General features: G+C 46.1%; 20 protein-coding genes and 1 pseudogene. 7 read left to right on the top strand and 14 right to left on the bottom strand.

Going from position 1 to position 24,655, the window contains the following annotated elements:
- The first annotated feature begins 46 nt into the window (after window positions 1-46).
- Both ACJJJA_RS11100 and ACJJJA_RS11095 read left to right on the top strand, forming a co-directional pair.
- Window positions 47-613, top strand: coding sequence for a TetR/AcrR family transcriptional regulator (locus ACJJJA_RS11100; RefSeq protein WP_444904622.1), 567 nt, complete (start codon window positions 47-49; stop codon window positions 611-613).
- A gap of 19 nt (window positions 614-632) precedes the next feature.
- Window positions 633-1,532, top strand: coding sequence for an ABC transporter six-transmembrane domain-containing protein (locus tag ACJJJA_RS11095; RefSeq protein WP_444904621.1), 900 nt, complete (start codon window positions 633-635; stop codon window positions 1,530-1,532).
- A gap of 750 nt (window positions 1,533-2,282) precedes the next feature.
- On the opposite strand, the gene ACJJJA_RS11090 is transcribed toward ACJJJA_RS11095, so the two are convergent.
- Window positions 2,283-2,768 carry a hypothetical protein gene (locus ACJJJA_RS11090; RefSeq protein WP_444904620.1) on the bottom strand — a complete coding sequence of 162 codons (486 nt, stop codon included), beginning with the start codon at window positions 2,766-2,768 and terminating at the stop codon, window positions 2,283-2,285.
- A gap of 459 nt (window positions 2,769-3,227) precedes the next feature.
- On the opposite strand from ACJJJA_RS11090, the gene ACJJJA_RS11085 reads away from it, so the two are divergent.
- From ACJJJA_RS11085 to ACJJJA_RS11075, 3 genes and pseudogenes are all read left to right on the top strand, one after another.
- Window positions 3,228-3,593 (top strand): ATP cone domain-containing protein, encoded by a 366-nt coding sequence (locus ACJJJA_RS11085; protein WP_444904619.1) that lies wholly within the window; start codon window positions 3,228-3,230, stop codon window positions 3,591-3,593.
- A pseudogene (locus ACJJJA_RS11080) lies at window positions 3,509-5,467 on the top strand (ribonucleoside triphosphate reductase). The gene ACJJJA_RS11085 and the pseudogene ACJJJA_RS11080 overlap by 85 nt, the downstream one beginning before the upstream one ends.
- 2 nt (window positions 5,468-5,469) lie before the next feature.
- Window positions 5,470-6,096 (top strand): anaerobic ribonucleoside-triphosphate reductase activating protein, encoded by a 627-nt coding sequence (locus tag ACJJJA_RS11075; protein WP_444904618.1) that lies wholly within the window; start codon window positions 5,470-5,472, stop codon window positions 6,094-6,096.
- Between the two features lie 141 nt (window positions 6,097-6,237).
- Here ACJJJA_RS11075 and ACJJJA_RS11070 read toward each other — a convergent pair whose 3' ends face one another.
- Window positions 6,238-7,011, bottom strand: coding sequence for an FMN-dependent NADH-azoreductase (locus ACJJJA_RS11070; protein ID WP_444904617.1), 774 nt, complete (start codon window positions 7,009-7,011; stop codon window positions 6,238-6,240).
- A gap of 121 nt (window positions 7,012-7,132) precedes the next feature.
- On the opposite strand from ACJJJA_RS11070, the gene ACJJJA_RS11065 reads away from it, so the two are divergent.
- A complete protein-coding gene (locus tag ACJJJA_RS11065) occupies window positions 7,133-8,008 on the top strand; it encodes a LysR family transcriptional regulator (RefSeq protein WP_444904616.1) in 876 nt (291 codons plus the stop codon).
- Window positions 8,009-8,101: 93 nt separating this feature from the next.
- On the opposite strand, the gene ACJJJA_RS11060 is transcribed toward ACJJJA_RS11065, so the two are convergent.
- From ACJJJA_RS11060 to ACJJJA_RS11045, 4 genes are all read right to left on the bottom strand, one after another.
- On the bottom strand, window positions 8,102-8,311 hold the full coding sequence (locus tag ACJJJA_RS11060) for a cold-shock protein (RefSeq protein WP_020412807.1): 210 nt from the start codon (window positions 8,309-8,311) through the stop codon (window positions 8,102-8,104).
- A gap of 315 nt (window positions 8,312-8,626) precedes the next feature.
- The gene (locus ACJJJA_RS11055; RefSeq protein ID WP_444904615.1) at window positions 8,627-9,454 is read right to left on the bottom strand and encodes an SDR family NAD(P)-dependent oxidoreductase; all 828 of its coding nucleotides are present in this window, start codon (window positions 9,452-9,454) and stop codon (window positions 8,627-8,629) included.
- 1 nt (window position 9,455) lies between these two features.
- The gene (locus ACJJJA_RS11050; protein WP_444904614.1) at window positions 9,456-10,424 is read right to left on the bottom strand and encodes an SDR family oxidoreductase; all 969 of its coding nucleotides are present in this window, start codon (window positions 10,422-10,424) and stop codon (window positions 9,456-9,458) included.
- Between the two features lie 13 nt (window positions 10,425-10,437).
- Window positions 10,438-11,781: a flavin-containing monooxygenase gene (locus ACJJJA_RS11045; RefSeq protein ID WP_444904613.1), complete on the bottom strand. Its 1,344-nt coding sequence runs from the start codon at window positions 11,779-11,781 to the stop codon at window positions 10,438-10,440.
- A 117-nt stretch (window positions 11,782-11,898) separates the two neighbouring features.
- On the opposite strand from ACJJJA_RS11045, the gene ACJJJA_RS11040 reads away from it, so the two are divergent.
- The gene (locus ACJJJA_RS11040; protein ID WP_444904612.1) at window positions 11,899-12,900 is read left to right on the top strand and encodes an AraC family transcriptional regulator; all 1,002 of its coding nucleotides are present in this window, start codon (window positions 11,899-11,901) and stop codon (window positions 12,898-12,900) included.
- Window positions 12,901-13,006: 106 nt separating this feature from the next.
- On the opposite strand, the gene ACJJJA_RS11035 is transcribed toward ACJJJA_RS11040, so the two are convergent.
- From ACJJJA_RS11035 to ACJJJA_RS11000, 8 genes are all read right to left on the bottom strand, one after another.
- Entirely contained in the window at window positions 13,007-13,330 is a 324-nt protein-coding gene (locus tag ACJJJA_RS11035) for a hypothetical protein (RefSeq protein ID WP_444904611.1), read from the bottom strand.
- A gap of 94 nt (window positions 13,331-13,424) precedes the next feature.
- Entirely contained in the window at window positions 13,425-13,742 is a 318-nt protein-coding gene (locus tag ACJJJA_RS11030) for a hypothetical protein (RefSeq protein ID WP_444904610.1), read from the bottom strand.
- A 119-nt stretch (window positions 13,743-13,861) separates the two neighbouring features.
- Window positions 13,862-14,191, bottom strand: coding sequence for a hypothetical protein (locus tag ACJJJA_RS11025; protein ID WP_444904609.1), 330 nt, complete (start codon window positions 14,189-14,191; stop codon window positions 13,862-13,864).
- Between the two features lie 105 nt (window positions 14,192-14,296).
- On the bottom strand, window positions 14,297-14,626 hold the full coding sequence (locus tag ACJJJA_RS11020; protein WP_444904608.1) for a hypothetical protein: 330 nt from the start codon (window positions 14,624-14,626) through the stop codon (window positions 14,297-14,299).
- 177 nt (window positions 14,627-14,803) lie between these two features.
- Window positions 14,804-15,316: a hypothetical protein gene (locus tag ACJJJA_RS11015; protein WP_444925260.1), complete on the bottom strand. Its 513-nt coding sequence runs from the start codon at window positions 15,314-15,316 to the stop codon at window positions 14,804-14,806.
- Between the two features lie 118 nt (window positions 15,317-15,434).
- On the bottom strand, window positions 15,435-15,845 hold the full coding sequence (locus tag ACJJJA_RS11010; RefSeq protein WP_444904606.1) for a hypothetical protein: 411 nt from the start codon (window positions 15,843-15,845) through the stop codon (window positions 15,435-15,437).
- Between the two features lie 5 nt (window positions 15,846-15,850).
- A complete protein-coding gene (locus tag ACJJJA_RS11005) occupies window positions 15,851-22,981 on the bottom strand; it encodes an FG-GAP-like repeat-containing protein (RefSeq protein ID WP_444904605.1) in 7,131 nt (2,376 codons plus the stop codon).
- A 690-nt stretch (window positions 22,982-23,671) separates the two neighbouring features.
- A complete protein-coding gene (locus tag ACJJJA_RS11000) occupies window positions 23,672-24,568 on the bottom strand; it encodes an SMP-30/gluconolactonase/LRE family protein (protein WP_444904604.1) in 897 nt (298 codons plus the stop codon).
- Window positions 24,569-24,655 lie beyond the last annotated feature (87 nt).

Genomic DNA, 24,655 nt, shown 5'->3' with positions numbered 1-24,655 from the left:
GGCATTATGATACAAGTATGTTCCATAAAGTTCGGGTAATAACTCCATGACTGATCACCTAGATGCGCGTATTCAGAAGTCACAAACTGCGATCATGAAGGCAGGTATGGAACTCCTGAGCAAAAATAGGGAGGCATCCTTTAGCGATATTGCCCGGGCGGCCGGAGTTGGGCGCACTACCCTTTACCGTCTTTATGACACGAGAGAAAAGCTGATTAAGGCGGTTGCGATTCACTGCCTGGAGGCATTTGATAAAGCGACCGAACACTTGGAAAGCGAGGCTGAATCGGCTCTGCAAGCCTTCCACCTGATGTTTAAAGCGATTTTTCCGCTGTCGGCCGAAATGGAGTTTTTAATGAAGTTGGGAGACTTTAATGAAGATGACCCAGAGCTCACCGCTATCTATGAGAAACAAGAGAGTGAAATCGCTACACTGGTGGAATACGCAAAATCTGAAGGCAGCCTGTCCAAGAAACTTCCTACTTCCTGGGTGGTAAACCTGGTAGAGGGCCTGCTTTATACATCCTGGCTAACAAAAAATGCAGAGTCCATAGATCACGATACGCTGGCCGATTTAGCGTTTCACACATTTTGCAATGGCGTTGCTCGTTAACCATTGAGAGTGTTGTTAAATGACTCAGCCAGTTACCACTGTTTCAAAATCAACAGATGATGATTATACGAAAGGCAAGCACAAACATTCTTTACTTTCGATTTTTACCCGATTTAAGTGGCGAGTATCTCTGACCCTATCGCTAGTGGTTATTGAAACACTCCTCGAACTACTTTTTCCACTTGCCATCGGCTGGGCTATCAATAGTCTATTAGAACAGTCCTATGATGGCATTTATTTATTGGCAACCTTAGGTAGCATTTCTATTCTTATAGGAAGCGCCCGAAGATTTTACGATACCAGAGTCTACGCACATATTTATCAAGTAGTTACTTCGGAAATGGTAGCCCGTGAAAAAGCAAAGAAGCAGTCCGTATCGACTATTACTGCGCGCTCTAGTTTATTAACTGAAATAGTCGAATTTTTTGAAAACAGCCTACCGGAAATTATTACCGTTACTATTGGCACGGTGGGGTTACTCATTATTATTAGCGCCATCAATCTCAATATCTTTCTCGCTTGCCTGGCTCTCCTAGCTCTGATTACCCTGATCTATTGCGTAATCGGGAATACCAATTACCAGCTGAATGAATCTTATAATAATGAGCTGGAATATCAGGTTGATGCGATTAAACAGCCAAATGTTGAGCACGCAAAAGCCCACTTCCGGCGTCTTATGCGGTGGAATATTGAATTGAGCGACCTGGAAACAGGTACTTACTTTATATTGTGGGCTGGCATAGTCGCTTTGTTTGTTTACGCTCCCATAGCGGCAATCGATGGGGGCCTAGTGAACTATGGATTGATCGTTGCCCTGTTAATGTACGTTTTCGACTTTATTGGGAAGGTATCTGCATTACCACTCTATGTTCAGCAGGTTATTCGTTTGAAGGAAATTTCAAATCGGATTGGCTCATAAGGAAAAGGGGATAGTTTGGAGTATGATTCAACTATCAATGGAATAAGTATCACTCTTTATTAATAGCCCCCTCTTTCTCCTCATGATCGGTTCCACGAAAGTGCATGCAAAAACAAAATATGGTTTGGACTTCAGCTCTCTAATCTATAGATATCCAGGTTTAAATTTCATCGAATAGAATTTCCCTTTGGGCACAAGCTCTTTTTCAGATATATTGGTGAAACTTGCCTTAGGCAACCGCCGGGATTAACAGAGGCTGTGGGCTTGGCCTGTATAAAGGTGCGAAAGCACTGGGGTGCGGCTTTTGAGATTGTCGAGGCTTTCTTTCTGCCATTTTCTGCTAAGCCTGGATCAATCTACAGCAGTTATTTTTGAGCGATTTTTTATTTCTCACGCAGCAACCCAGGCTTCAGCAACACCTACTCTCTCGCCGTTCCACTTCCTATCTGTAACAAACAAGAGATGGCCAATAGAACCAGGAGAACGATCTTTTTCTCACTGAGGTCAATTAGTGGAGGTTTATTTTTATTTTTGAGTTGCTTTCTTTAGCTGCTGCAAAGATAAAGGTTTTTCAGCTGCTGGATGGGGCTAGCAAGCTGTGGGCGGCAACTGGGAATTCTGCTCATCCACTTAATGGAAAAGTATAATTTGGTGTAAATATTTTACTCTGACCCTAATTATTTTAGCTCCAATTCTCCATTCCTTAACAACCAAGGCAGCTAGTGAACATACCTGATCGCGACTACTTCTCTAAAACATACCGGCAAGAATAGAACAAAAAAAGACATACCACATACATAATAACATTGTAAACAGTCTATCCATAGTTGTTACCAATCCAGGAGAAAACATCCAACTGAATGCAGCTAATGAAGCCAACCAATAGATCAATTTTTCTCCCAAACCCAAGTCATCATATGAAATTCTAAGCTTCCTATCTGCCTTCCGAACAAAGCTATCAAGCACCCTAACAATTACCATAAATACAACTAGCAGAAGAAGCCAGAGCCATCTCTCCACAGGATTAGATATATCCTGGGATATAAAATAAAGCACGGGCTGGAGAAGTATCCAAATTAATGGGGAAAGTACAATTGAGGCTGAAAGCAAAAGCGCTCCCCAAAACAATGAGGTAAATGTGAAATCGATACGATCTCCATACCAAACACTTTCGGGTAACTGTTTTTCTCGAATGAAGGCTAAAGCCACACGTCTAACCGCATCACCAAATTTCACTGACACTCCCCAAATCACAACCAGGCATATCTACTACCCCCTCCAAGAAAACTCGCATAATTATCATATTTGGTTTTTGAAAAAATGAAGCCAAATAAAATATTGACATAAAAATAACATCCTTAAAGCCCCTCAGAAAGAGCAAAGGCTCTGCATTCTAATCATTTTCTAATAGTGCCAATCACTTGATATGAAAATATCAATGACATATCGATATCTAGCGCCAAGTACCAAATAGATTGTTTCTTATACGAACTACCTGAAAATCCTATACCCTTACCCCCATTACCCCAGTGCCGACATCTTGAAGACACAATATTTTTCAGCTAGGCACCCCAGCCAATGGATACAATATAATGTGCTAAAAGTTATCAGTAGACACCATATATAGTGATCCAGATCAAGCGCTCCTCTCTTGCACTTCTATAACCTTCCCTCACAATCTGTGAAGGAAAGCCCATGACCAGTACCTCTACCCCAGAAATTGACAGTGACGCATCTCCTACTCAAAACCTAAGCAGTTTTCTGGTGCGAAAGCGGGATGGTCGCGCTGTGGCTTTTGACCCACAACGAATTACTTCGGCGTTGATACGCGCAGGACAAGTAACTGGTGAATTTGGTGAAGATGAAGTTGATTGGCTAACCCAGGGCATCTTGAAGGTGATTAATCATCGCTTTGATGCTGTGACACCAGTCGATATTGAGGAAATCCAAAATATTGCCGAGCAAATATTAATCAATTGCGATTATATAATACTGCTCGGGCCTACATCGCCTATCGGGAGCGACATGCGCGCATTCGCAATGATCGACAAACTCTGGTAGATGTTGGGGCTTCCATTGAAGAATATCTGGAGCAGGCAGATTGGCGTGTCGCTGCCAATGCCAACCAGGGCTACTCCCTCGGCGGCCTGATTTTAAATAGTGCCGGTAAAATGATTGCCAATTACTGGCTAAATCATGTCTATTCCCCGGAGATTGGTGCAGCCCACCGGGATGGTGATTTACACATCCATGACTTGGATATGTTAGCCGGCTATTGCGCCGGTTGGTCACTGCGTACCCTGCTGCACGAAGGGCTGAATGGAGTTCCTGGCAAAGTGGAGTCGGCACCGCCCGCCCACTTGACCAGTGCAGTTGGGCAGATCGTTAACTTTCTTGGCACATTGCAAAACGAATGGGCTGGAGCCCAGGCATTTAGCTCCTTCGATACTTATCTCGCACCCTTTGTACGCAAGGATCAGCTGGATTACGCCAGCGTACGCCAGTGCATGCAGGAGCTGATTTTTAACCTGAATGTGCCATCCCGCTGGGGCACCCAGACTCCCTTTACCAACCTCACTTTCGATTGGGTTTGTCCTCAAGACTTGCAAGACCAGGTGCCGGTGATTGCCGGCAAAGAAATGCCATTCACTTATGGTGACCTGCAGGTGGAAATGGACCTGATAAACCGCGCCTATATTGAGGTGATGAGCGAGGGGGACGCGCGCGGCAGGGTCTTCACTTTCCCAATTCCAACTTACAATATCAGTGAGGACTTTCCCTGGGAGAGCGAAAATGCGGAGCGGCTATTTGCCATGACTGCCCGCTATGGACTGCCCTACTTCCAAAACTTTATTAACTCAGACCTCAGTCCAAACATGGTGCGCTCCATGTGCTGTCGCCTACAACTGGACCTGCGAGAGCTGCTTAAACGTGGCAATGGATTATTTGGCTCCGCGGAACAGACCGGCTCTCTCGGAGTAGTAACGATCAACTGTGCACGCCTGGGCTATTTGTATAAAGGAAACTGGGATCTCCTCCTCACCCAGTTAGATAAACTGCTGCTACTTGCACGGGATTCCCTGGAAGTGAAACGAAAAGTGATCCAGCGGCATATGGATGCCGGCCTGTTTCCCTATACACGTCGCTATCTTGGCACTTTGCGTAATCACTTCTCCACCATTGGAGTTAATGGCATTAATGAAATGCTGCGAAACTTTAGCGACGACCGTGAAAGTATCGTCACAGAGCCTGGTAAACAACTGGCCGAGCAGTTGCTCGACCATATTCGTTTGCGAATGACAGAGTTCCAGGAACAAACCGGCCACCTCTATAATCTCGAAGCAACACCCGCTGAGGGAACTACTTACCGTTTTGCCCGCGAAGACCAAAAGCGCTATGAGGATATTATTCAGGCAGGCAGCGCGGAAGCACCTTATTATACCAACTCATCCCAGCTGCCAGTCGGCTTTACCGATGACCCTTTCGAAGCGTTGGCCCGGCAGGAATCCCTACAATCCCGTTATACCGGTGGCACTGTGCTGCACCTTTACCTGGGCGAACAACTACCAGATGCCGATAGCTGCCGCCGCTTATTACAGCGCGCCCTGAAAAATTACCGGCTGCCCTATATCACAGTAACTCCAAGCTTTTCTATATGCCCAGTACACGGCTACCTGAGCGGCGAGCACGAATTCTGTCCCCGCTGCGATGAGGCCCTGCTCGCTCGTGAGCAATCTTGCTGCAGCAATTAAAACCAACCATCAAGGAGAGACATCATGAATAAACCAACCTCACCACTCAAAAATGAAGAGCGCACCCGCTGTGAAGTCTGGAGTCGGGTGATGGGCTATCACCGCCCGGTCTCCTTCTGGAATCCAGGCAAACAATCGGAACACAGAGAACGCCGCTTTTTTGTTGCTGGTAGTGACAAATAGCTATGGCTGAAAAGCTGCGCGTAGGCGGTTTTACACCATTTACCGCTATCGACTTCCCTGGTGAATTGGCCGCGGTGGTCTTTTGCCAGGGATGCCCATGGCGTTGCCGCTACTGCCATAATGGTGACCTGTTGCCGGCCCGCGCGCCCAGTGCGTACGACTGGGACCAGATATTGGAGTTTCTAGCCAGCCGGAAAGGACTGCTGGATGCGGTGGTATTTTCTGGCGGAGAGCCAACTGCCCAGGGGGCACTGGAAGCCGCCATTGCCCAAGCCCGAAGCCTGGGGTTCAGGATAGGTTTACATACTGCCGGGATCTACCCTCGGAAACTGAGTCACTTGATCCCCAGTTTGGACTGGGTTGGGCTGGATATAAAAGCGTTACCGGAAAATTACCCAGCCATTACCGGGGTGGATGGTAGCGGTACCGCACCCTGGCAATGTGTAGAGCTACTCGTCGAGGCGGGAACAGCAATACAAGTACGCCTTACCAGACATCCTCACCTCACCAGTGATGAGGAGCTAGCTCAAATTCAGGAGAAGCTTCACAACAATGGCGTTCATCATTTAGAGGTGCAACGCTGTAATACTGAGCAAGCGCTTGACCAAACCCTGAAGTTTATTTCATAGAGCTAAAAAATTTGGGGGACGAAATAGAATCGATGGTCGGCCAAGGACATCTTCTTTTTATGACTCTTCTGATGGCGGGCTTAAAGGTCAGTAAAGAGGCCTAGCTTGGCCTCTTCCCGATAGGGCACCAGCGCCAGCAGTTCAATCTTGTATTTGAGCAATACTTTGCTTTCTTAGGGCGAGCGCTTTGGGCTGCGTTGAATGAGAGTGAGTAAGTTGACTTTTGAGTTTAGTCGCAAGCTCTTCGGCCAATGACTGACTTTGCAACAAGGCCTGGTTTACCGAATTTCGATGCCGTTCATCCGCAAATTCCTGGAATTCCGCATTGATTTCATATACCTGATCGACCCCCAGGTAATGGCTCAGTGTCCTGATATGAGGACCCAAGTGATTCATGTTCTCGCGTATTCCCCCCTCTGCAAAGCCAAACTCTCCGGCAGAAGTAATTAGCACCAGAACCTTCCCCGACATAATGGGCTCAAGCGGATAGTCTCCACGGGCCAAGTCAAAGGTGAAGGTCTTGTTGATGCGTATCACCTGGTCGAACCAGGCTTTTAAAGCCGCCGGCATACCGTAGTTATACATTGGGGAGGACATTACTATGACATCCGCCTGGTCGAGTTCATTGATCAAAGTATCCGATAATGTAACCAACGATTTTTGCTCTTCACTACGCTGATCTTCTGGAGTGAATACAGAGGCAATCCAGTCCTGGGAAATGAACCCTGGCGGGGTCTGGCCAACATCCCTATAGATGAGTTTATCTTTTGGTCTTAGCCCAAGCCAACGCTTCACAAAACTTGCGGCAACGGCCTTGGAGATAGAGGAGTGTTTTGGTATGTCCCTATACTCCTCTGGTACCTGAATAGCCCCAAAAAGCTGAGCGCTGGCTTCAATATGAAGAAGGGTTTTCATCTACTAGACCTCGAAAAATTCATCATTTGGTCCAGCGATAGTGCAGTCTATAAGCATTCTTGACAAATGAGATATTTCTCCTTATAGATGAATTAATTTCATCTATAAGGAAGAGTAGTCCATGTATCCAAACCTACCCTCCCTCAATTCCTTAAAGGTTTTTGATGCAGCTGCGAGGCTCGGTAGCTTTAAGAAAGCTTCGGAGGAACTCTTTATTACCCCTACAGCAGTATCACATCAGATAAAAAGCCTGGAAGAAACGCTAGGCAGCCAGCTGTTTGAGCGTAAAACCCGCGCAATACAATTAACAGAAGAAGGAAGGCTACTCGCAGAAACAACTTCACGAGCTTTTCAGCAACTTGCCGCAGCAATAGGTGAAATCGCTAACTCAAATCGTGTGATTGCTGTCAGTACAACTTCATCTTTTGCGGCTCTGTGGCTGGTTCCCCACCTGGAGCGCTTTTATCAGAAGCATCCTGGTATCGAGATATCCATTTCGACCGGTGAACAGATAGATGATATTGAGCGCGACCGACACATTGATATAGCTATTCGCTACGGTGAATTTGATCCAAAAGCCAAAAATACCACAAAGCTTATTACTGAATCAGTGGGTATGTATGCTACGCGGAACTACTTATCAAACATAACCGATCTCAAGCAGGCGCAGCTATTAGAAACCAAGTGGATCAACCATTCTTTAACCCCACTCAGTTGGAAATCCTTACTTGGCGACTTCAATAAAAACCTTACCATTCGTCAATATGATCAGGAGTATCATGTCATACAAGCCGCACTAGCGAGCCAGGGGATTGCATTAGTCAGCTCCCTACTGATTCAGAATGCCTTACAGAACGAATGGTTGGTGCCGTATAAAAGCGCAGCTATAAAGCAAAAGGCTGAAGGGCTTTCATACTACGCAGTAATCCCAGGCCGTAATATAAATAACGAGCAGGTTAGTGTGTTTCTTGATTGGCTACTTGAAGAAATAGCATAAACTATATATACAATTTATACGATATCGCCCTTACGAGCAAAACTCGAAAGGGCGACAAACAAGCCATCACTAAAAAGCAATAAGACTTAAAAATTAAAGGCAAATAATATTTTCTGCCTGAGGGCCCTTGGCACCCTGGGTCACTGTAAATTCTACAGCTTGCCCTTCCTGCAATGTTTTAAAGCCACTGCTGGCAATATTGCTGAAGTGTGCAAAAACATCGGGGCCGGATTTTTGTGCAATAAAACCAAAACCTTTGGCTTCATCAAACCACTTAACAGTACCAGTCGTTGTGTTAGACATAATAAATATCCTGAGAAAATAAATTGATCATAGTTGACCTGTTGGTCGAGCGGGCAAAAACTGAGAATTTAAAAGAGACAGAACGAAGGATTATGACTAAAACTACGAGTTGAACTAAAATAAAAACTGGGCGTTTATACCAGCTATCAGGATAGTAGCACCTAAAGCTAACTCGTGTCTATAAAAATAGAAATTAAGGGTAGGAATGAAGCAGTTAACTCAATAGCTGTATTATAAATGGCCTATTTTAAAGATTTTCCTCTCTAGCTATAGTTCACTCAGCGTCCTAGAGTGCTCCCACTAGGGAGCTGTACCTTAGGGAGTTGTACCTAGCTCCATACGAAAGCGCCTTCTTAATTGTTTGAGAAAGGTCATCGGGGCCAGCCTGTACAAGTAGGCTCCAATCAGGCTTATATCTTTCGGAAACCAACGCTCCCTGCCCTTTTCCAATGCCGTCATAATCTGATTGGCCATCCACTCAGGGCTACGCACTGCTCCCACGGTGCTCCTTTGGTGCTTGGCCTGCCCACCATCTCCAGCTAAAGCGTTCTGCTCAATCGTTGTAGCCAGGAAACTTGGGTAAACCATTAATACACTAACTCCATCGTTCCGAACTTCCTCACGGAATACCTCGAAATACTGGTGCAATGCACTCTTGGCTGCGCAATAGCCCGCGCGCCCCAATACCGGCATCCATCCCGCCATTGAACTGATATTCACCACACAGCCAGAGGCCGCTTTAAGCTCCGCAAACATACCTTGAGTAAGCTCTACCGGTGCATGGTAATTCACCGCCATCACCTTACGATTAACCGCGCTGGACGTTTGTGTAGAGAGGCTTCGGTGTGTAATGCCGGCATTGTTTACCAGCAGATCAACTCTCGAGTACTCATTCCGTAAGGATTCAACCAGCTCCTCTACGGCCAAATAATTTGATAGATCAACGGTATATATTCTGACTCGAACATCGAGAGCCCTAAGCTGGGCCTCTCTTTGGCGAAGTTTTTCGGTGGAAATATCAACCAGAACAAATTCAGCTCTATATTTTTTTGCAAGGCACAGGGTAATCGCCCAGCCCAAGCCTCCAGCTGCCCCAGTAATCACAAAAGTCTTCTGTAAATTTTCCGACTGATTTGTGACCATTTCAACTATCCTCCACAAGCAAGGGCGATTTACTGGAGAGCGTTACAATGCCGAGAGATTTTTCTGCAAACAGGCGGAAGACTTCTCTGGAAGTCTTCTCCGGAATAAAGCCCAACTCTTCTTTCAAGCGGCGGTTATCCAATACCGGTCTGTATTGCAAAAAGGCTACATGGTCTGGGTGGGTATCTGTTAAGTAGAGGCTGTAACCCAGCCAGAGAACCGCTTTTATCAGCCAGACTGGTGGCCTTACCAGTGGCTTAGACAGAGTCTGAGCTATTTCCCTGGGGCTAAGACTGCCATCACCGGTTAGATTGAATATGCCACTCGCCCCAGTACTCACACCAAATGTAAGTGCGCGGATCACATCCTGGTCCCAGATAAAAACAAAGGGGGAATTGTGCCCACCGGGATCCAGAAGTACTTTTCGGCTAAAAAGTGCGCTGATTTTGTTATTGGTCTTTGCACCCAACACAGAAGACACGCGAAAAACCAGCTGTTTGAGATACGGATACCGCTCACGGTATTCTGCCAGCAACTCCTCTACTTTACGCTTGTTATTGGAGTAGCCAAATTCAGGATTCCCCCTCAAGGGATGATGCTCTTCGAGCCTGGGTGGATTATCCGGATAATAACCATAGGCGGCGCCGCTACTTGTCACAGTGATATGTTCAACCCCAGCGTAGAGACAGGCCTCTAATATATTCCTTGTGCCTTCCACATCTATACGGTATTCAGCGGCATGATCACGACCCGCAGCCATTACCGAGGCTAGATGAATCACATGGGTTATAGATTCCGCCTGAATAAACTGGCCAAGGTCTTTATCACAAATATCCCGCGCCAGAACGGGAAAACGCGCGGCTCTAGTTCGAATATCCACCCCGATCACAGGGAAAGTCTTACTCAATTGCTCCCCAAGCTGATGACCGATATATCCCGCCGCCCCGGTAATTAAAACCCGCTTGTTCATTCTGAGGCTCCTGTCAGGAAGTCGCTTCTGATCTATTTGTATGAAAAACCTCCTCTCGCGGTAGCAGGTCTTTTTGTAAATCTGCCTTGTGCGTTCTGAGTGCCTTTAAATAGGCGTCTTTGTGTACGTAATACGCCATGCGCTCAAGGTCCAGATAATGCATACCGCCGTTTACACGATTTGCTGATCTCTGCTGAATGATTTTCCTAAATCTACTAGCAGATGGTGCACCAGAAATTAACTGGCGAATATAAAGGGCAACAAGCTCTGCTTGCTTGTTACGCCCTTCCCATCCCAATCCAGCCGCCTCCACCATACCCATCATAAATAGGTTATCGGATTCAGGGTGAAATACATTCAGATACAGGCTCGGTGCATAACCACTCCAGTTCAGTTCACTGCTATCGATAAACGGATAGTGCAACTTGTAACCGGTGGCCTGTACGATCAGGTCATATTCTCCACATCCACCCTCTGAGAACTTCACCTTATTCCCATGCACCGATTTGATATCAGACCTGGGGTTGATATCGCCATGGCCAATATGATGCAGCAGTAAGGAGTTGACTACCGGGTGGGATTCAAAGAGTCGGTAATTGGGCTCTGGCAAACCATATTGAGATGGGCTGCCTAAAGAAAATTTGACCAGCGCTTTTGTAAGGCGCCGCTTAACAAAGAGCGGTAACCGAAGCTTGCCGCCCAGCTGATCGATAGGCTTACCGGCTATGTACTTCGGCAGAAAGTAATAGCCTCGGCGCAGGCTGATATCAACGCTTTTCGCTTTATGGACTGCGTCTACAGCAATATCCGCTCCACTGTTGCCACAACCAATCAACAGGACTCTTTTTCCAGCAAAGATTTCAGAGGACTGGTATTGTGCAGAATGTAACAACTCCCCGCTAAATTGGCCTGGAAGTGCGGGTTGATTGGGGTGGTGCAAAGTGCCGCTGGCAATGAGTAATCCGCTAAACTCCCGAGTTCTTTCCTGCCACTTTCTACGAGTGGTAATCAGCCAGTTTTCTCCACTGCGCTCGCATCTCAAAACTTCTGTATCGAACTCGTAATGGCCGTAAAGGCCAAATTCTCTCGCATAGGAGCAAAAGTAATCCCGCATCTTCCGATGGCTTGGGTAGTCAGCAACACTCTCCCCCATCGGAAACTCAGCGAATTCAGTCATTTTCTTGGAGGAAATAAGGTGGGCCGACTCATACATAGTGCTGGTGGGGTTATCAATATCCCATAAGCCACCCACATCACCGTGCAACTCAAAGCCGATACAGGGAATACCATGCTTGAGTAAATTTCGAACGGTGCAAAGCCCCATAGGGCCGGCACCAATTACGGCGTAAGGTTTCACGGTAGTTGCCCCTCCCTGATGACTTGTTTAAGAGACGTGTCAGAAGGAATATATCGTGACAAACACCCTAAGGATCGTCATTATCGGGCAGGTACTGGTTATTTTGGGACATTCATAATGGATTTGACCGACACCAGAAGCGTTAATCTGAGCTATACCAAAGCTTTACTAGAGGCTCTAGCCAGCATGGATCTCCCTATACCGGGGGAAACCAATAAAATCCTGTCCCAAATACACCAGAAGGAACGCATCTCTATTCATCTGCAGGAGCGGCTGTGGGAGTCGGTAATCAATAGCTACCCCGACACTCTACTGGGTATTAAGCTCGGGCTTGCCATGCAGGCCAACCAAATCGGCCTAGTGGGTTACCTGCTGATGACGCAAAAAGATTTGGGAGAGGCGATAGAGCAATTGATTAGTTACCACCCACTGCTGGGCGAAGGTGGGCACTTTGAACTGCGACGCGATGCATTCTCGGTAAACCTCTGCTATCACCCCAACTTCCTGAATTTTGCGCAAATCCGAGTAGAAACGGTGCTCGCTGCTTGTATTGCGCAAACCCGAATTTTAACTGGCGGGAAGTTTCAGCCCCTTAAACTACTACTCGCCTACCCTGCGCCTAGCCTTGCCCTGCAGCAACGCTATCAGGCACTGTTACAAATACCCGTAGAGTTCAATGCAGAGGTGTCGGCAATCCAATTTCCCACTAAAGATCTGTCGCTGCCATTAATCGCCGCAGATAAAGAAGTGGAGGCCTGCTTAAAGCCAAAGGCAGAAGCCCTCCTACAGGCGCTTACAAAGAAATCCCTGCACCGGAAAGTAACCCTATTGCTGCAGCAAGCTCCAAACTTAACACGTGAGCAAGTCGCACAGCGCCTTTGCCTTAGCCCAAGGCACCTAGCGCGAAAATTACAAGAAGAACAGCTTAGCTTCCGTGTATTACAGGATGAGGTACGCAGCTATTATGCAAAGCAGTGGTTAAGAGAGGGGGAAAAAACCAACCTGGAAATCGCTGTAGCGCTTGGGTACACGGATGAGAGTGCGTTTGGAAAAGCTTTTAAGCGTTGGGGTGGAGTAACGCCTAGTGCTTATAGGGAAAGCCACATTATAAACTCTTGATAAACTTGATCGGGTCATTAGAATTCATTGACTTACCTAGCTTATAGGCAGCCGGCAACAGAGCTAGTCTTTACCACTGCCTTTGCATCTATCATTACCGCAAACCTTAAACGTCTTCGGACACTCTTATAGAGACAGCATTCATATCGCTGCCATCACAGCCTTTCACCCTAAGGGTCACCTTCGAGTTGGTGTGATAAGCGGAGAGTGCTATGGAGAGAATATGATCAAACATTGGGTTAGTTAAACTGACCTTCAATCTTGCAGAAGCACAGTCTTCCACTATGACATTTTCATTAGACTCGATATAGAGCTCGGCCAAGCCCCAACCTATCCCAACACTTTTAATGGTAATTGGAGGCGTAGTTGTATCCGCCATAGCGATTTGAGAAATAAAGAACAACAAAAAAACGCAAATATATTTTTTCACAAAAACTTCCGATACTATCATTCGACTCAACAACAAATCCTAACCACGCAGGATTCTATTTGGCCCACACTCATAAGCCTAAGAGCTTAAAGGATTAATCTGTAATCTTGATCGCCACTGCATTCATATCGGTTCCATCACAGCCTTTCACCCTAAGGGTTACTTTCGACTTAGTATGGTAAGCGGAGAGTGCTATGGAGAGGATATGGTTAAACATCGGGTTGGTTGAACTTACCTTCAACCTTACATTTGAACAATCTTCCACAATGACATTTTCATTGGACTCAATAAAAAGGTCACTTGATCCCCAGCCGGTACCAATAGCTTTAATAGTAATTAACGGAGTGGAAGTATCCGCCAAAGAGGCCTGAGCAACAAAAGACATTAAAAAGACAAAAATAATTTTTTTCATAAATAATCCTTAGGGCTACCCACCAAAAACATGAAAACAAAACCCAACATGAAGATGGCTGATACTTTTCCACCACCACTAACAAAAGACAGCCCATCGCAGGCAGGGGAATCTATCTATTACTCCACCTCAATGAATGCCAGCGTACAACGCTGCGGCGTAGTAGAACCAACATAATTCACCCATACTTTAACCCTTCTCTCTGACATCTGGGCAGCGGTCACCAAAGATAGAGCCATTTTTCGCATGTCGGGGTCTTCCAGCTTACCCACACTAATTTTATCGCCATAGCAGCCTGCCGAAGAGGGCATACGATAAATAACAAAATCTCCATTGGAGGACACTCTAACCCAAGGGGTACCATCAGAATAAAAAGGGCCTTCCGCAGCTGACGCATAAACACTCAAGAAGAAAAACCCCAAAAATAAAACTCTACATATGCTTTTCATTGGCAACTCTCACAAACCAAAAAAAGAGTAATTACTTAGAATCTAGAACCAGGCTTTATTCGCAGACATAAACTAGACCCCATAATGGCATACACTAGCATGCAATCAATCAATCTCTATAAATGCCAATTTACAGCGCTGAGGCGTAGTGGAATCATATTTTTCCACCCACATTTTAACGTTTCTGTTAGACATTTGTGCAGCAAGCACTAAAGACATCACCATACCTTTCATCTCCGGGTCCTCTGTATTGACAACACTGACTTTATCGTCAAAACAGCTAGCGGCAGTAGGCATAGGGTAAATTGCAAAGGTACCGTTAGATGCCAGCCTAGCCCAAGGAGTGCCATCAGAAACAAATGGACCTTCGTAGGCGACCGCCGAAACACTTAAAAAAACCATACCTAAAAATAAACACTTCTTAAGTCCACTCACTATCAACACCTTACGCCATTATTCAAACAATAAAATCAGTTGCAGCAACCGAGGCAATAGCCGGCTTATATTCGGCCCAACCCTCACCTCGACAGCCGAGCCTGCTCCCTAAAAATCAATCTATCCATAGAGAGCCATATAACGCCAATACTTTATTCTTACCCCAGTAAAAGTTAGCTATTGCCGATCACAACCCAGCCACTTAATCTCAAGCCTTTCAGCAATATCTTTATGACCACGGTACTTTAGAAACTCTAAGGACTCAGGGTACCGCTCACTCAACTTACAAACACCGTTTAATCTCTCAAAATAATTGAGAAACCTCTCATTTCCTGACACCAACGATACCCAGTAAAGAGCTTCATCTTCTAATGTAAAGTATCGCCTATAAGCATCTATACCTCGCTCACAAGGAAACTCCTCTCCTGTCATCAAGAGCAAAGAATTCTTTATAAAAAAATACTTTTCCCTCTCATTTGTATCAGGATCTATAGAACATAAAAACTTATCAGTATAGACAGGCTCACCATTCGAATAATTACGCATCTCCGGAATCAATTTTATTAAAGTTGATTCCGCCCCATCCATAAAACCAGATACCTTTCCATTCAAATCTGAATTCCCAGCATCTGATTGCGCCTGAGAACAGCCACAGAGAAGCACTATTAAAACTATCAAAGACCTAGCCATCAAAATACACTATAAAAAGTCATTCTCGAAGGCCAAATCAGCATCGGCCACTTACTCCCAAGCCTATCATTCTCACTAAGAGCCATATAACGCCAATACTTTACTCTGACCCCATTTATTATTGTTCATATCTATTGCTGCAAGGAGTTCGGGTTATTTCATCCAAGATGGTTGTAACTTCAGTAATTCCTAGCCTCGGCGTTAACCCCGAGATACGAACCAATCCAAAATTTCCAACGACTTCTACAAACTTCCCTTTACATGAAGATTTAATAATTTCTGCCCTCGACTCACCTTCTAGGTTTAAAAGTAAAGCTGAACTTCTATCATCAATTCTAGAGTGCTCTTCAGTTAAATAAAGATCTGCACCACGCCCCAGATATCCGACAACTACCACTTTATCGCCATCAAATTCCTCCGGAAAACTAAGCAGCGCTGACATAGAAACTAGCTTTACGGAATCACCTTCGTCACACGCTACCAATAAGGCAGCCGCAATCGCAAGAATCAAAACAATATTCAACTTCATGTGCTTTAACACCCTCGTGATGAAGATGCACCATATACGGTGCATCCACCCTCTCTTGACTGAACATAAACTGGTGCGCTTATAGATTTTGCATAAGCGTTATAGTCCACAACAGCATTGTTACTAAATCTATAAATACTCACAGCTACAGCATTCGTGATATCTGCCGGAGCATATATATAACCAGATGACTCAGGTTGAACGGGACTGTATGCAGTTCGAACAAAAGCTTCTGTAATGGAGTACTTGTTGTCTGGTATATCGATAAGAGCTCCAGGCTCACGAGCAATTCCTAGATGCTCATACCACCTGCGGTCAGCTTTCACTATAATTCCATAGTCACTTTCATGTGCCTCCCCCAAATGTCTTGCGGTAGAACTAGCAGAGCTTCGTGCAAATCGAAATTGCCCATCAGCCTCTAAGTTATCAGCTTTTTCAAGAATTGGATCCTTTTGTGCATTTTCAGCCCAATTTGAACTTAATGCATTAAACGCATAGAGGAATGCCCCCGAAGTCGCACCATTGGCAAATTTTCCTCCGGTTATTTCAGAAACCGTTCCACTAACAACACCAGAAGCGATACTTTCCGCAGCAATATTATCAAAACTCAGGATTCCTGGCGTTGCTAACTTTGTAAGGCCAGCACTTGCAAAGCCATGCCCAAATTTGCCCCCTTGAAGGATAGACATCACGCCGCCCACTGAGCCTTGGGCGACAACCAGTTTGGCAAAGTTGCTCGGTGAGAGGTAAAGGTTTTTACCTGCTTTTATCGCATGTTGCGCTCCTTCAGCAACTTGCATCTGTTCAAAGCCTTTTGCTACTCCATAGAAGGCCATAGCACTAACCCCGCCCATTAGCGCTCCCTTAAATACATTACCTCCATTGACTCCAGCACCTATACCGCCAGCAATAGCACCATACACAAAGCTCTGCCACAAACCTGGGCCTAACCATGGCTGCCAAATTGTTAGCGCAATACCAACAATCGCACCTATATACGGTTTGACGCTCTTCCACAGCTTATCTAAGAAATAGCCACTAGGATCACTAGCATTCAGCGGATTATTACGCACATAGCTATAGCGGTTATACATCTGCGTATCTTTAGCGGCTTGAATAAATGGGTCCGCCTGCATAAAGCGCCCCAAACGCGGATCATAGATACGGCCATTCATATGAATCAGCCCCACCTCATCCAGCATTTCATGGCCGGTGTAACCACGGGTGGTGCGGCTGTGATCGAAGCTCGATAGCGCCGTGAGGGATAACGCACTCCAGTTGGCGCTATTGCGACGCTGCCCCCAGGCATCGAAGGACATTTCCTGCACCACCTTGCCGGTTTTATCGGCAATCAGGTCCATGGAGCCCAGGTGGTCCTTGTAGAGGAACAGCTTATCGGTGGAGAGTACCTTGAATTCCTTGTCGGTTTTTACGGTATAGACCGCCGTACCCAGCAAGTGACGCTTCCACTCGATCTCATTGGGCTTACTGGACTTCTGGATACGCTCGATACCGCCGATATACCAGGTCTCTGTCACTTCCCCGTTACTACTATTGGTGTCCTTGCGGTAGTAGCGGCTATGGCTGGGGCCATAGAGGAACTCAGTAGTGTTATTTCCCTTCTTGATTACGGAGGCTTTATCGAAGGTGGTGTAGCTGATGGTACGGCCACCGTCGAAACCATCCGAAGTCATATTGCCGTTGAGGTCATATTTATAGCTAACGCCTCCGGCGGTTGTTACCGCATGGGGGCCAGCACCATTTTCACCGTAGATATAATCCCCTACGCCGGCTTTGTAAGTGATATTACCGATGGCGTTGTAGCGAATATCCTGTTCAGACGTACTTAGCCCACTACAGTTAACGTTGCTGCTACCTTTGTGGGTTTTTATCAAACGGTTGAGCTTGTCATAGCAGAAGCTCTCTCGCAGATCCTTGCTTCCGCTCTGGTTGTGACGGCTGGTGAGATTGCCGAGGGTATCCCACTGGTAGCTGATATCTTGGATACCAAAGGCTCCCAATACCGTAGAGGTCTGCTTTGTTAGGCGGCCGCTGGCAGCTTCGTAAGTAAAATTAGACGTTGCGCCGTTACCCAATAGCTGCTCTTTCAGTTGGCCGCGAGCGGTCTGGGCTTTCACCTCTTGAATCAGGTCCCCGGTGGCCAGATCTACTACCTTGTAGAGGTACCCATAGGCATTGTAGAAATTCTGAGTACCAGACTTATTGTCATCGAGTATTTTGGCTAAAGCATCGTAGTTGTATTCAACACGGCCATGGCCATCAAATTTTGTAGTGGTGATATAAGAAGGTTGCGCACCAGCCCCATCAAAATCCACCGCCTGGATATGATTTCGGCCTACCTGGTCATACTGATACAAGGCCTCATAACCGGAGACACTGTCCGTAATCATTTCCACCTGGCCTAAACCATTAGTGGCAGTGTCATACAACCAGATAACATCGCTAGTGGGGGCACTAGAGCCTTTAGACTTTTCAATACGCGTGGACTGTCTGCCCAATTGGTCGTAGGTTAACTCTACGGTGTGGCCATTTGCATTGGTTTGCTTTTTCAACTCACCAAAGCCGGTATATTCGTAGTACCACTCTCCCTTATCCGGGTCGTCCATTCGTATTTTTCGGCCAAGATCGTCATATTCGATCGTGACCACAATGGGATAACTGAGACCGTCGCCCTCATCGATATGTGCACCGGCAGTATTCGCCTTGCCCCAGGATTTGGCTTTATGCAGATTACCCTGGCTGTCATATTCGTAGGTGAGGCGGCCATCGATCGCATCAATGACTTCTACCAACTCACCAGCCACATTTTTGATCTCAGTTTTTTGCTGGCCTTTATCATTGGTGGTGATGGTTTTAAGGCCACTATAAGTGATGCTGGACACTGAGCCATCTGGCGCAGTCACACGGCTCGGGCGGCCGAGCAGGTCATACTCCATCTTGGACCATAGGCGGGTATCACCAGAGAAATAAGGCTCACTGGCAAACTTCACGCGGCCCAGATTATCGTATTCTTTATCGGTATAGATTTTACTGTTGAAGCCCTTGGTTTCAGTCCGTATAGAGCGCCCCAGTGCGTCGAAGTATTCCCTACTCCAGCTACCGGTACTGCTATGAGTGGTCACCATATATTGTGCACCGGCCGGACAGGCGATAACACAGCGCTCATAGTCCGTCAGTTTATCCGCGCCGGTATTACTCTGACTGATGGTTTCACGGCCGAACTTATCGTAGGCAAACCCGGTTTCCAGCCCATTCATCCCCTTCACTTCCAACGGTGCGCCAAAGTGATTACGGGAAACCACCCTTTCGGTTAGGTGATCGAGGGCATTGTAGCTTTCAAACACATAGCGGCCGGAAAGGTCATACACCGTTCTTGCACTGCGAGCGGCTTCGCCGGGAGCAGTTACCGTCTTCTTATTAACGTTGCCAAAATTGTCATACTCATAAGCGGTAGTCTGCTTGTATTCTGGCTTATTAGGCTCAATAACCTCGGTTTTTAAAAGGCCGTTGAGCACGCCCGATGCATAATAAGTAAAGGCTGACTCGCGAATATGGCTGGGCATACCCGGGCGAGTACTGGTCACTTTTGTTGCAGTTAGGCGGCCCTTTTCTTTTTCCCAGACACTACTGCCATAGGTATTTTCCGTTTTCTTAACAAACTGATCGCCGGAGATGCCGTCTTTTGTGACAACATCGATACTGAGCGCATTGCCATAGGCATCGTAGCTGTTTGTGGTGGTAACGCTTTGCAGCAGTTCTCCCTGGGTGCTACCGGCATCCTTCAGGTCAAAAGTTTCTTCCACCGCTTGATAAATATAAGGTTGATAAGGCGGCAGTGGTTTCCCGCTACCATTCCAGCCCTGTAGACGCCAATTGTTGCTCGCCCGGCTTAGCAATTGCCCTTCGGCAGTGCGGGTTTCGGTCTTTAGCGGCATGCCTACAAAGGGGAAGTCCTGGCGGTAGGTGGTTTCCGTCACTACGCCGGTTTGGTTATCGGTAGTGCTGATTTTCTGGAAACCCAACATACCCCGGCCAGCGGCCTGGAGTTTCATCTGATGGTAGTGGTAGGAAACCGAGCTGAGGGCAGACTGGTCAACAGAACCCGGTTCGGCAGCGGCGGCAGGGGCAGAACTTTCCACCTTAGCAACCAGGTACATGGGGCTCAGAATATCCAATACCGGCTTATCTTTGCCTAAGGTGTGACTATCCGCAGGTAAATCCCAATCGCCATTGAGTGCGGTATAGAAAGCAGCGCTACTGCCTTCCGTTTCTACATCCAAGCGGGTGTAAATCTCATCGCGCCGCATATTTTGATAAGTGATATTGGTAATATTACCAAGACCATTATCTATCTTATTAATTACATTGCGCGGAATATTCTTATATTGAGAATCGCGGGTATTATCCAGGCGGGTGTAAACGATACCACTAGAGGCATCATAGCGGTGATAATCGGCCTCTCCATCGCCATTCGTGTCCGCAAACCATATCATGTCATTAGAAGCTATAGTGCCACAATAGGTAGCACTACCTGAGCAGTCAGAGAGGTGGTCAAAAGGTCTGCTATCGGAAGAGTCAATAAATTCGCCGGTATTTTGATCAAAGTAGCGAACTTTTACATCATTCCAGGGAGAAGAAACCGGCCAGACAAAATCCTGATAACCATCGTTATTCAGGTCTACAAAAGAACCCCTACTGCTTCCAAGGTACCCCAGATCCTTAAAGCCTGTGCCAGTGCTTAGCTTGCTATAAAAACTACCGGAATTTCCAGGGTAGGCAATATCCGTGAGGCCATCGCTATTAATATCTATCGCAATAGGACTTTTTGAAGTATTCGTCGTCGAGAGCACACCAATTGAGCGGAACTCCTTTGTCTCTTGATCAAATACCGCAGCTTCAAACCCAGCGGAAGTTGCTACGAGGATATCCATGGCGCCATCGCCATTAAAATCCCCCAGGGTATCTGGCACACGTCCGCTAGCCTTCATACTGGCAGCGCCAGAAATATTCAGTGGATAACTGGTGTATTCATCACTAAATTCATAGTATCGAATAGAGGAAAGCGGTTTGTCCGCAGGCTCCATTAAGCGAACATTAACTTTTGCTCCAGAACTGCTGCTGTAGCTAACAGAAATATAATCTGCCAGGCCATCACCGTTAAAGTCGGCAAAGATTGCATCTTTATTGGTTCTGTGGGTATTAATTGGTCTGGAATCTAATTTCCAGCGCTTGCTCGCGGTATCGTAACGACTCGGGTAGACAAGCCAGACCCCAGCAGGGTAATTATAATTAGAGCGTGGATCATATATGGCCAGATCATGGCGGCCATCACCGTTAATGTCCAATACCCGGATAGCGAACCCCTCACCAACATTAGCACCGGTAAAGTATTCAGAAGTAAACACGCCGCCAGTGAAGTTCTGTTTTAAAAAAACTGAGCCATATGAAAGGGCATATTTAACACGAATATCCGTATCGCTGCCGTCATCAGCGTACCCTTCGATCCAAACGATATCCTGCTTACCATCGCCATCAAAATCTGCATATTTATAATCAGATAGAAAACGGTGCTTTGTGGGTGAGAAATCGATAGCTTCTGACTTCTCTCCAAATTGGTACCACGGCGCCTGTAACCATTCGAAGCTGATCGCGGGAAGGCAACTAGAGCCTACACATTCCTGTAAGGATGTCAGTAAGGAAGTTCGATCATTATATTTTTCACTGGGTACAAAGGGTAAGACTGGGTTATACCCCAGATTGTACTCACGAATTACTTTACCATTAGAGCTGGAGGTGATTTTTTCCAGGCGCTTAGTAGTTTTAAGTTCATAGCCTGCGGTATAGCCTCGAAGGTGCTCTGGGCGGTCTTCATAGAAAAATTCTACTTCCGCTTCATAGGAGCCCGAACCATAGGCATAGCGGATAGACCGAACTCGGTGCCCTGACTCCGAATCACCCTCATACAAAAACTCGATTGGATTACCAATACTATCCTCAAAACGATTCTGTGCCCAAGTGAGCACATTGCTCCCTGCAAGCTGCTTGGAATCACTACTATTCCCGTAGTAACTGACCGATCCATCTTTACGTTCCACTTTAAAATAAGACGGCTTACCAAGGCTGCCACCTATTGATGTGACTGTGGCAAAAGAATCCATCTCAGTTTTATATACCGCACCAACTGCGCCATATTGAGAGCCACTAACTTGTATTAGGCGCTGACCATCTAAGCAGAATCGATCGGATTCGGTCCAGCTAATAGGCCGAACATTACCATCAATTGATAATGTCTGGCGGCAGCGGGAAATTCCAGAAAGGCCACCAATAGCCCAACCTTTACCAACCAGGCCGTTACCACCACCACTGCTATAGTTCAGAGAAATTTCTGGTACAACTCCTGCTGTACCTGCAGCAGTTGCGATTGGGAAGGAGTAGGTCGCCGCGCCGGATTCATTGACTCGGAATTGCCCCCCAGAAGCCCCAGCCATATTGGGCGATTGAATATTAGCTGGAGTGGAATACTCACCAAAAGCGCCGGATTCGTCTGCATGAAAAACAAAGTCCCCCGCAGTGATGTCTTCTCTGCCATCTTCATTCTTATCCTGTATCACAATAGAGTCGACACCTACACTGGCGAGGATTGCTGCCGCATAAGCTATTGTGTCATCACTGTTATCGGTGGAGAGAGTTTGAATAAGCGCTGGCAAGCCATTTCCCTGTGCATGAATAATCAGAGGCATAGAGGCAAGAAGGAGCAAATCTGTTGCACCGTCACCATTAAAATCGCCAAATAAGGAAAGGTTTTTTTCTAATTTTTGAAGATTGGCAACTTCCAAATCGGTAAGAGTCGTCTCTACCGGATCTTCATAACTTTCCTTGTCCTTGTTTAAGTACAAGACAAAATTAGGTAACTGCGGCATTACCAGAGGGGTAACTATATCTCCATGTAAAAGAACTAATGGACGATTATACTCAAAGTATAAGTCTTCACGGCCATCATCGTTGATATCGCCCTGATAAATGGTATATCCATTTTTTTGAATCCCCGTAGCTGCAACTACTGTAGAAGAGAAAGCGGCACAAAAAGCCAACAGAAAAAACAACGAAATACGCATAAATATCTCTACAAAGACATCAACGGGGATTCAATCTATCAAGGCAAAAAATGGAAACTTATACCTTATAAATATGCTTTAGAAGTATTATTTTTTAAATCAAACTTCTTAAAAATAAGCATCCTCAGATCACAGCACACCCCTTTAAATACACTGCTCCCGAGGGAGCGCGGAGTATAATAGCCGCATATTTTTTAAACAAACCAAAAACCTGACCTAAAATTTATTTTGACTTTCCGGTCAACAAAAATCGGGATGCAGTTTCATTAAAATGATGTTTAAGATAAAAAAAACCAAATCAACGTAATAAAAAAGAAAAAAGTTTTAACAATCAGGTATCAAAATATGCAAGAAAAGTTCAAATTTTTATACAGCCTCACTCAAATAAATCACGACTCACAACCACCAAGCAGTCATATTTTTTAACCTGCAAATCCTGCATCACCCAAACAAGCAACAAGCAACTAAATAACGGGGACAACAGAAAACAGCACACCAATTTAAAATAAGAAAATAAAATTTTGAAATAGTGATACAAAGCCCACTCAGGTGAATCTATAACCTTCGAGAAGAAATTAGAGAATCACAGGCTATTGACCCTGAGCAAGACTCAAATGCGAAAGGCAGTCACATTGACCAAGGAAATTTAGCAGCTAAGAGCAATCAACCCCATTGTTTCATTATTAAAATTTATTGTCCCCTAGATAAATCTTGTATCTTAGGACGATAGAGGTCTCTACCTCGACAGGACAGGCCAAACCACTCCAGGCAACCAGCATCTAAAACTGTCACCACTGCCCCACCCTTTTGATCTTCACAAAAAGCGATATTGGTGGGGCGCTTCCCGCAAGTCGGAATGCGCTCAGCCACCCTGCCAACGTGATCCAAAACGCTCACATCACCCTGACCAAATACGGCACAGTAAAGCCGGCCATCATCACCAAAAGCCATTCCATCAGGCCCAATAAATTCTTCTGGTGATCCCAGGTTAACATTGCCAAATAGCTCAGGGGCACCGAGGGCTGAGGAGCTGAGATCGTAGCGGTAGATATTTCCTGTTAGGGTTTCTGCCACATACAGTAAGTCATTGGCATCAAATGCAATGCCATTTGGGAATAACAAACCCGTATCTATTATGCGCAATACGCGGCCATTACGAGGGTCAATTTCAAGTACCCTCCCATCATAATCACACTTTCGAAAGTCGGGCCGGATTGCCTGCCCCTCAACAAAGCTATCCGGGTCAATGCCGGAGTCTGTCATATACAGCAAACCATTTTGACCAAATACCAGGTCATTGGGCCAAAGATAGGGGCGATCTGCAGGTCCCTCATAAGTATTGAGGACTGTCCCATCGGGCCTCATGCGTACCAGCTTTTTCCCCCCGCCTCCCGCTATCCAAAAATTGCCATCGCCATCGATCGCCATTCCATTGGGCCGCCAGCCGGGATGGCCGACCTGATGATATCCTCCTCGTATATCAATGCGACTAACACAATTCCGTGCGCTCGACATTTCAGCAACAAATACCTGACCATCAGGCAAACAGACCGGGCCTTCCGGTTCCTGCAAGTCACTGTTCAGCACACACCTTTCCATAGGATTTACCGTTGGATTCAATCTTCTCTGCAGAACAATTTAAGTCACTCTACTTTTTTACTCATCGATTATTTA

The organism is Microbulbifer mixtoriginis (SeqCode), from assembly GCF_052466865.1.
This window is presented reverse-complemented; position numbering and strand designations above follow the sequence as displayed.

Coding starts and splice junctions, on each gene's coding strand:
- ACJJJA_RS11100 (WP_444904622.1), top strand. CDS start 47: ATGACTGATCACCTAGATGCGCGTATTCAGAAGTCACAAACTGCGATC.
- ACJJJA_RS11095 (WP_444904621.1), top strand. CDS start 633: ATGACTCAGCCAGTTACCACTGTTTCAAAATCAACAGATGATGATTAT.
- ACJJJA_RS11085 (WP_444904619.1), top strand. CDS start 3,228: ATGACCAGTACCTCTACCCCAGAAATTGACAGTGACGCATCTCCTACT.
- ACJJJA_RS11075 (WP_444904618.1), top strand. CDS start 5,470: ATGGCTGAAAAGCTGCGCGTAGGCGGTTTTACACCATTTACCGCTATC.
- ACJJJA_RS11070 (WP_444904617.1), bottom strand. CDS start 7,011: ATGAAAACCCTTCTTCATATTGAAGCCAGCGCTCAGCTTTTTGGGGCT.
- ACJJJA_RS11065 (WP_444904616.1), top strand. CDS start 7,133: ATGTATCCAAACCTACCCTCCCTCAATTCCTTAAAGGTTTTTGATGCA.
- ACJJJA_RS11060 (WP_020412807.1), bottom strand. CDS start 8,311: ATGTCTAACACAACGACTGGTACTGTTAAGTGGTTTGATGAAGCCAAA.
- ACJJJA_RS11055 (WP_444904615.1), bottom strand. CDS start 9,454: ATGGTCACAAATCAGTCGGAAAATTTACAGAAGACTTTTGTGATTACT.
- ACJJJA_RS11050 (WP_444904614.1), bottom strand. CDS start 10,424: ATGAACAAGCGGGTTTTAATTACCGGGGCGGCGGGATATATCGGTCAT.
- ACJJJA_RS11040 (WP_444904612.1), top strand. CDS start 11,899: ATGGATTTGACCGACACCAGAAGCGTTAATCTGAGCTATACCAAAGCT.
- ACJJJA_RS11030 (WP_444904610.1), bottom strand. CDS start 13,742: ATGAAAAAAATTATTTTTGTCTTTTTAATGTCTTTTGTTGCTCAGGCC.
- ACJJJA_RS11025 (WP_444904609.1), bottom strand. CDS start 14,191: ATGAAAAGCATATGTAGAGTTTTATTTTTGGGGTTTTTCTTCTTGAGT.
- ACJJJA_RS11015 (WP_444925260.1), bottom strand. CDS start 15,316: ATGGCTAGGTCTTTGATAGTTTTAATAGTGCTTCTCTGTGGCTGTTCT.
- ACJJJA_RS11010 (WP_444904606.1), bottom strand. CDS start 15,845: ATGAAGTTGAATATTGTTTTGATTCTTGCGATTGCGGCTGCCTTATTG.
- ACJJJA_RS11005 (WP_444904605.1), bottom strand. CDS start 22,981: ATGCGTATTTCGTTGTTTTTTCTGTTGGCTTTTTGTGCCGCTTTCTCT.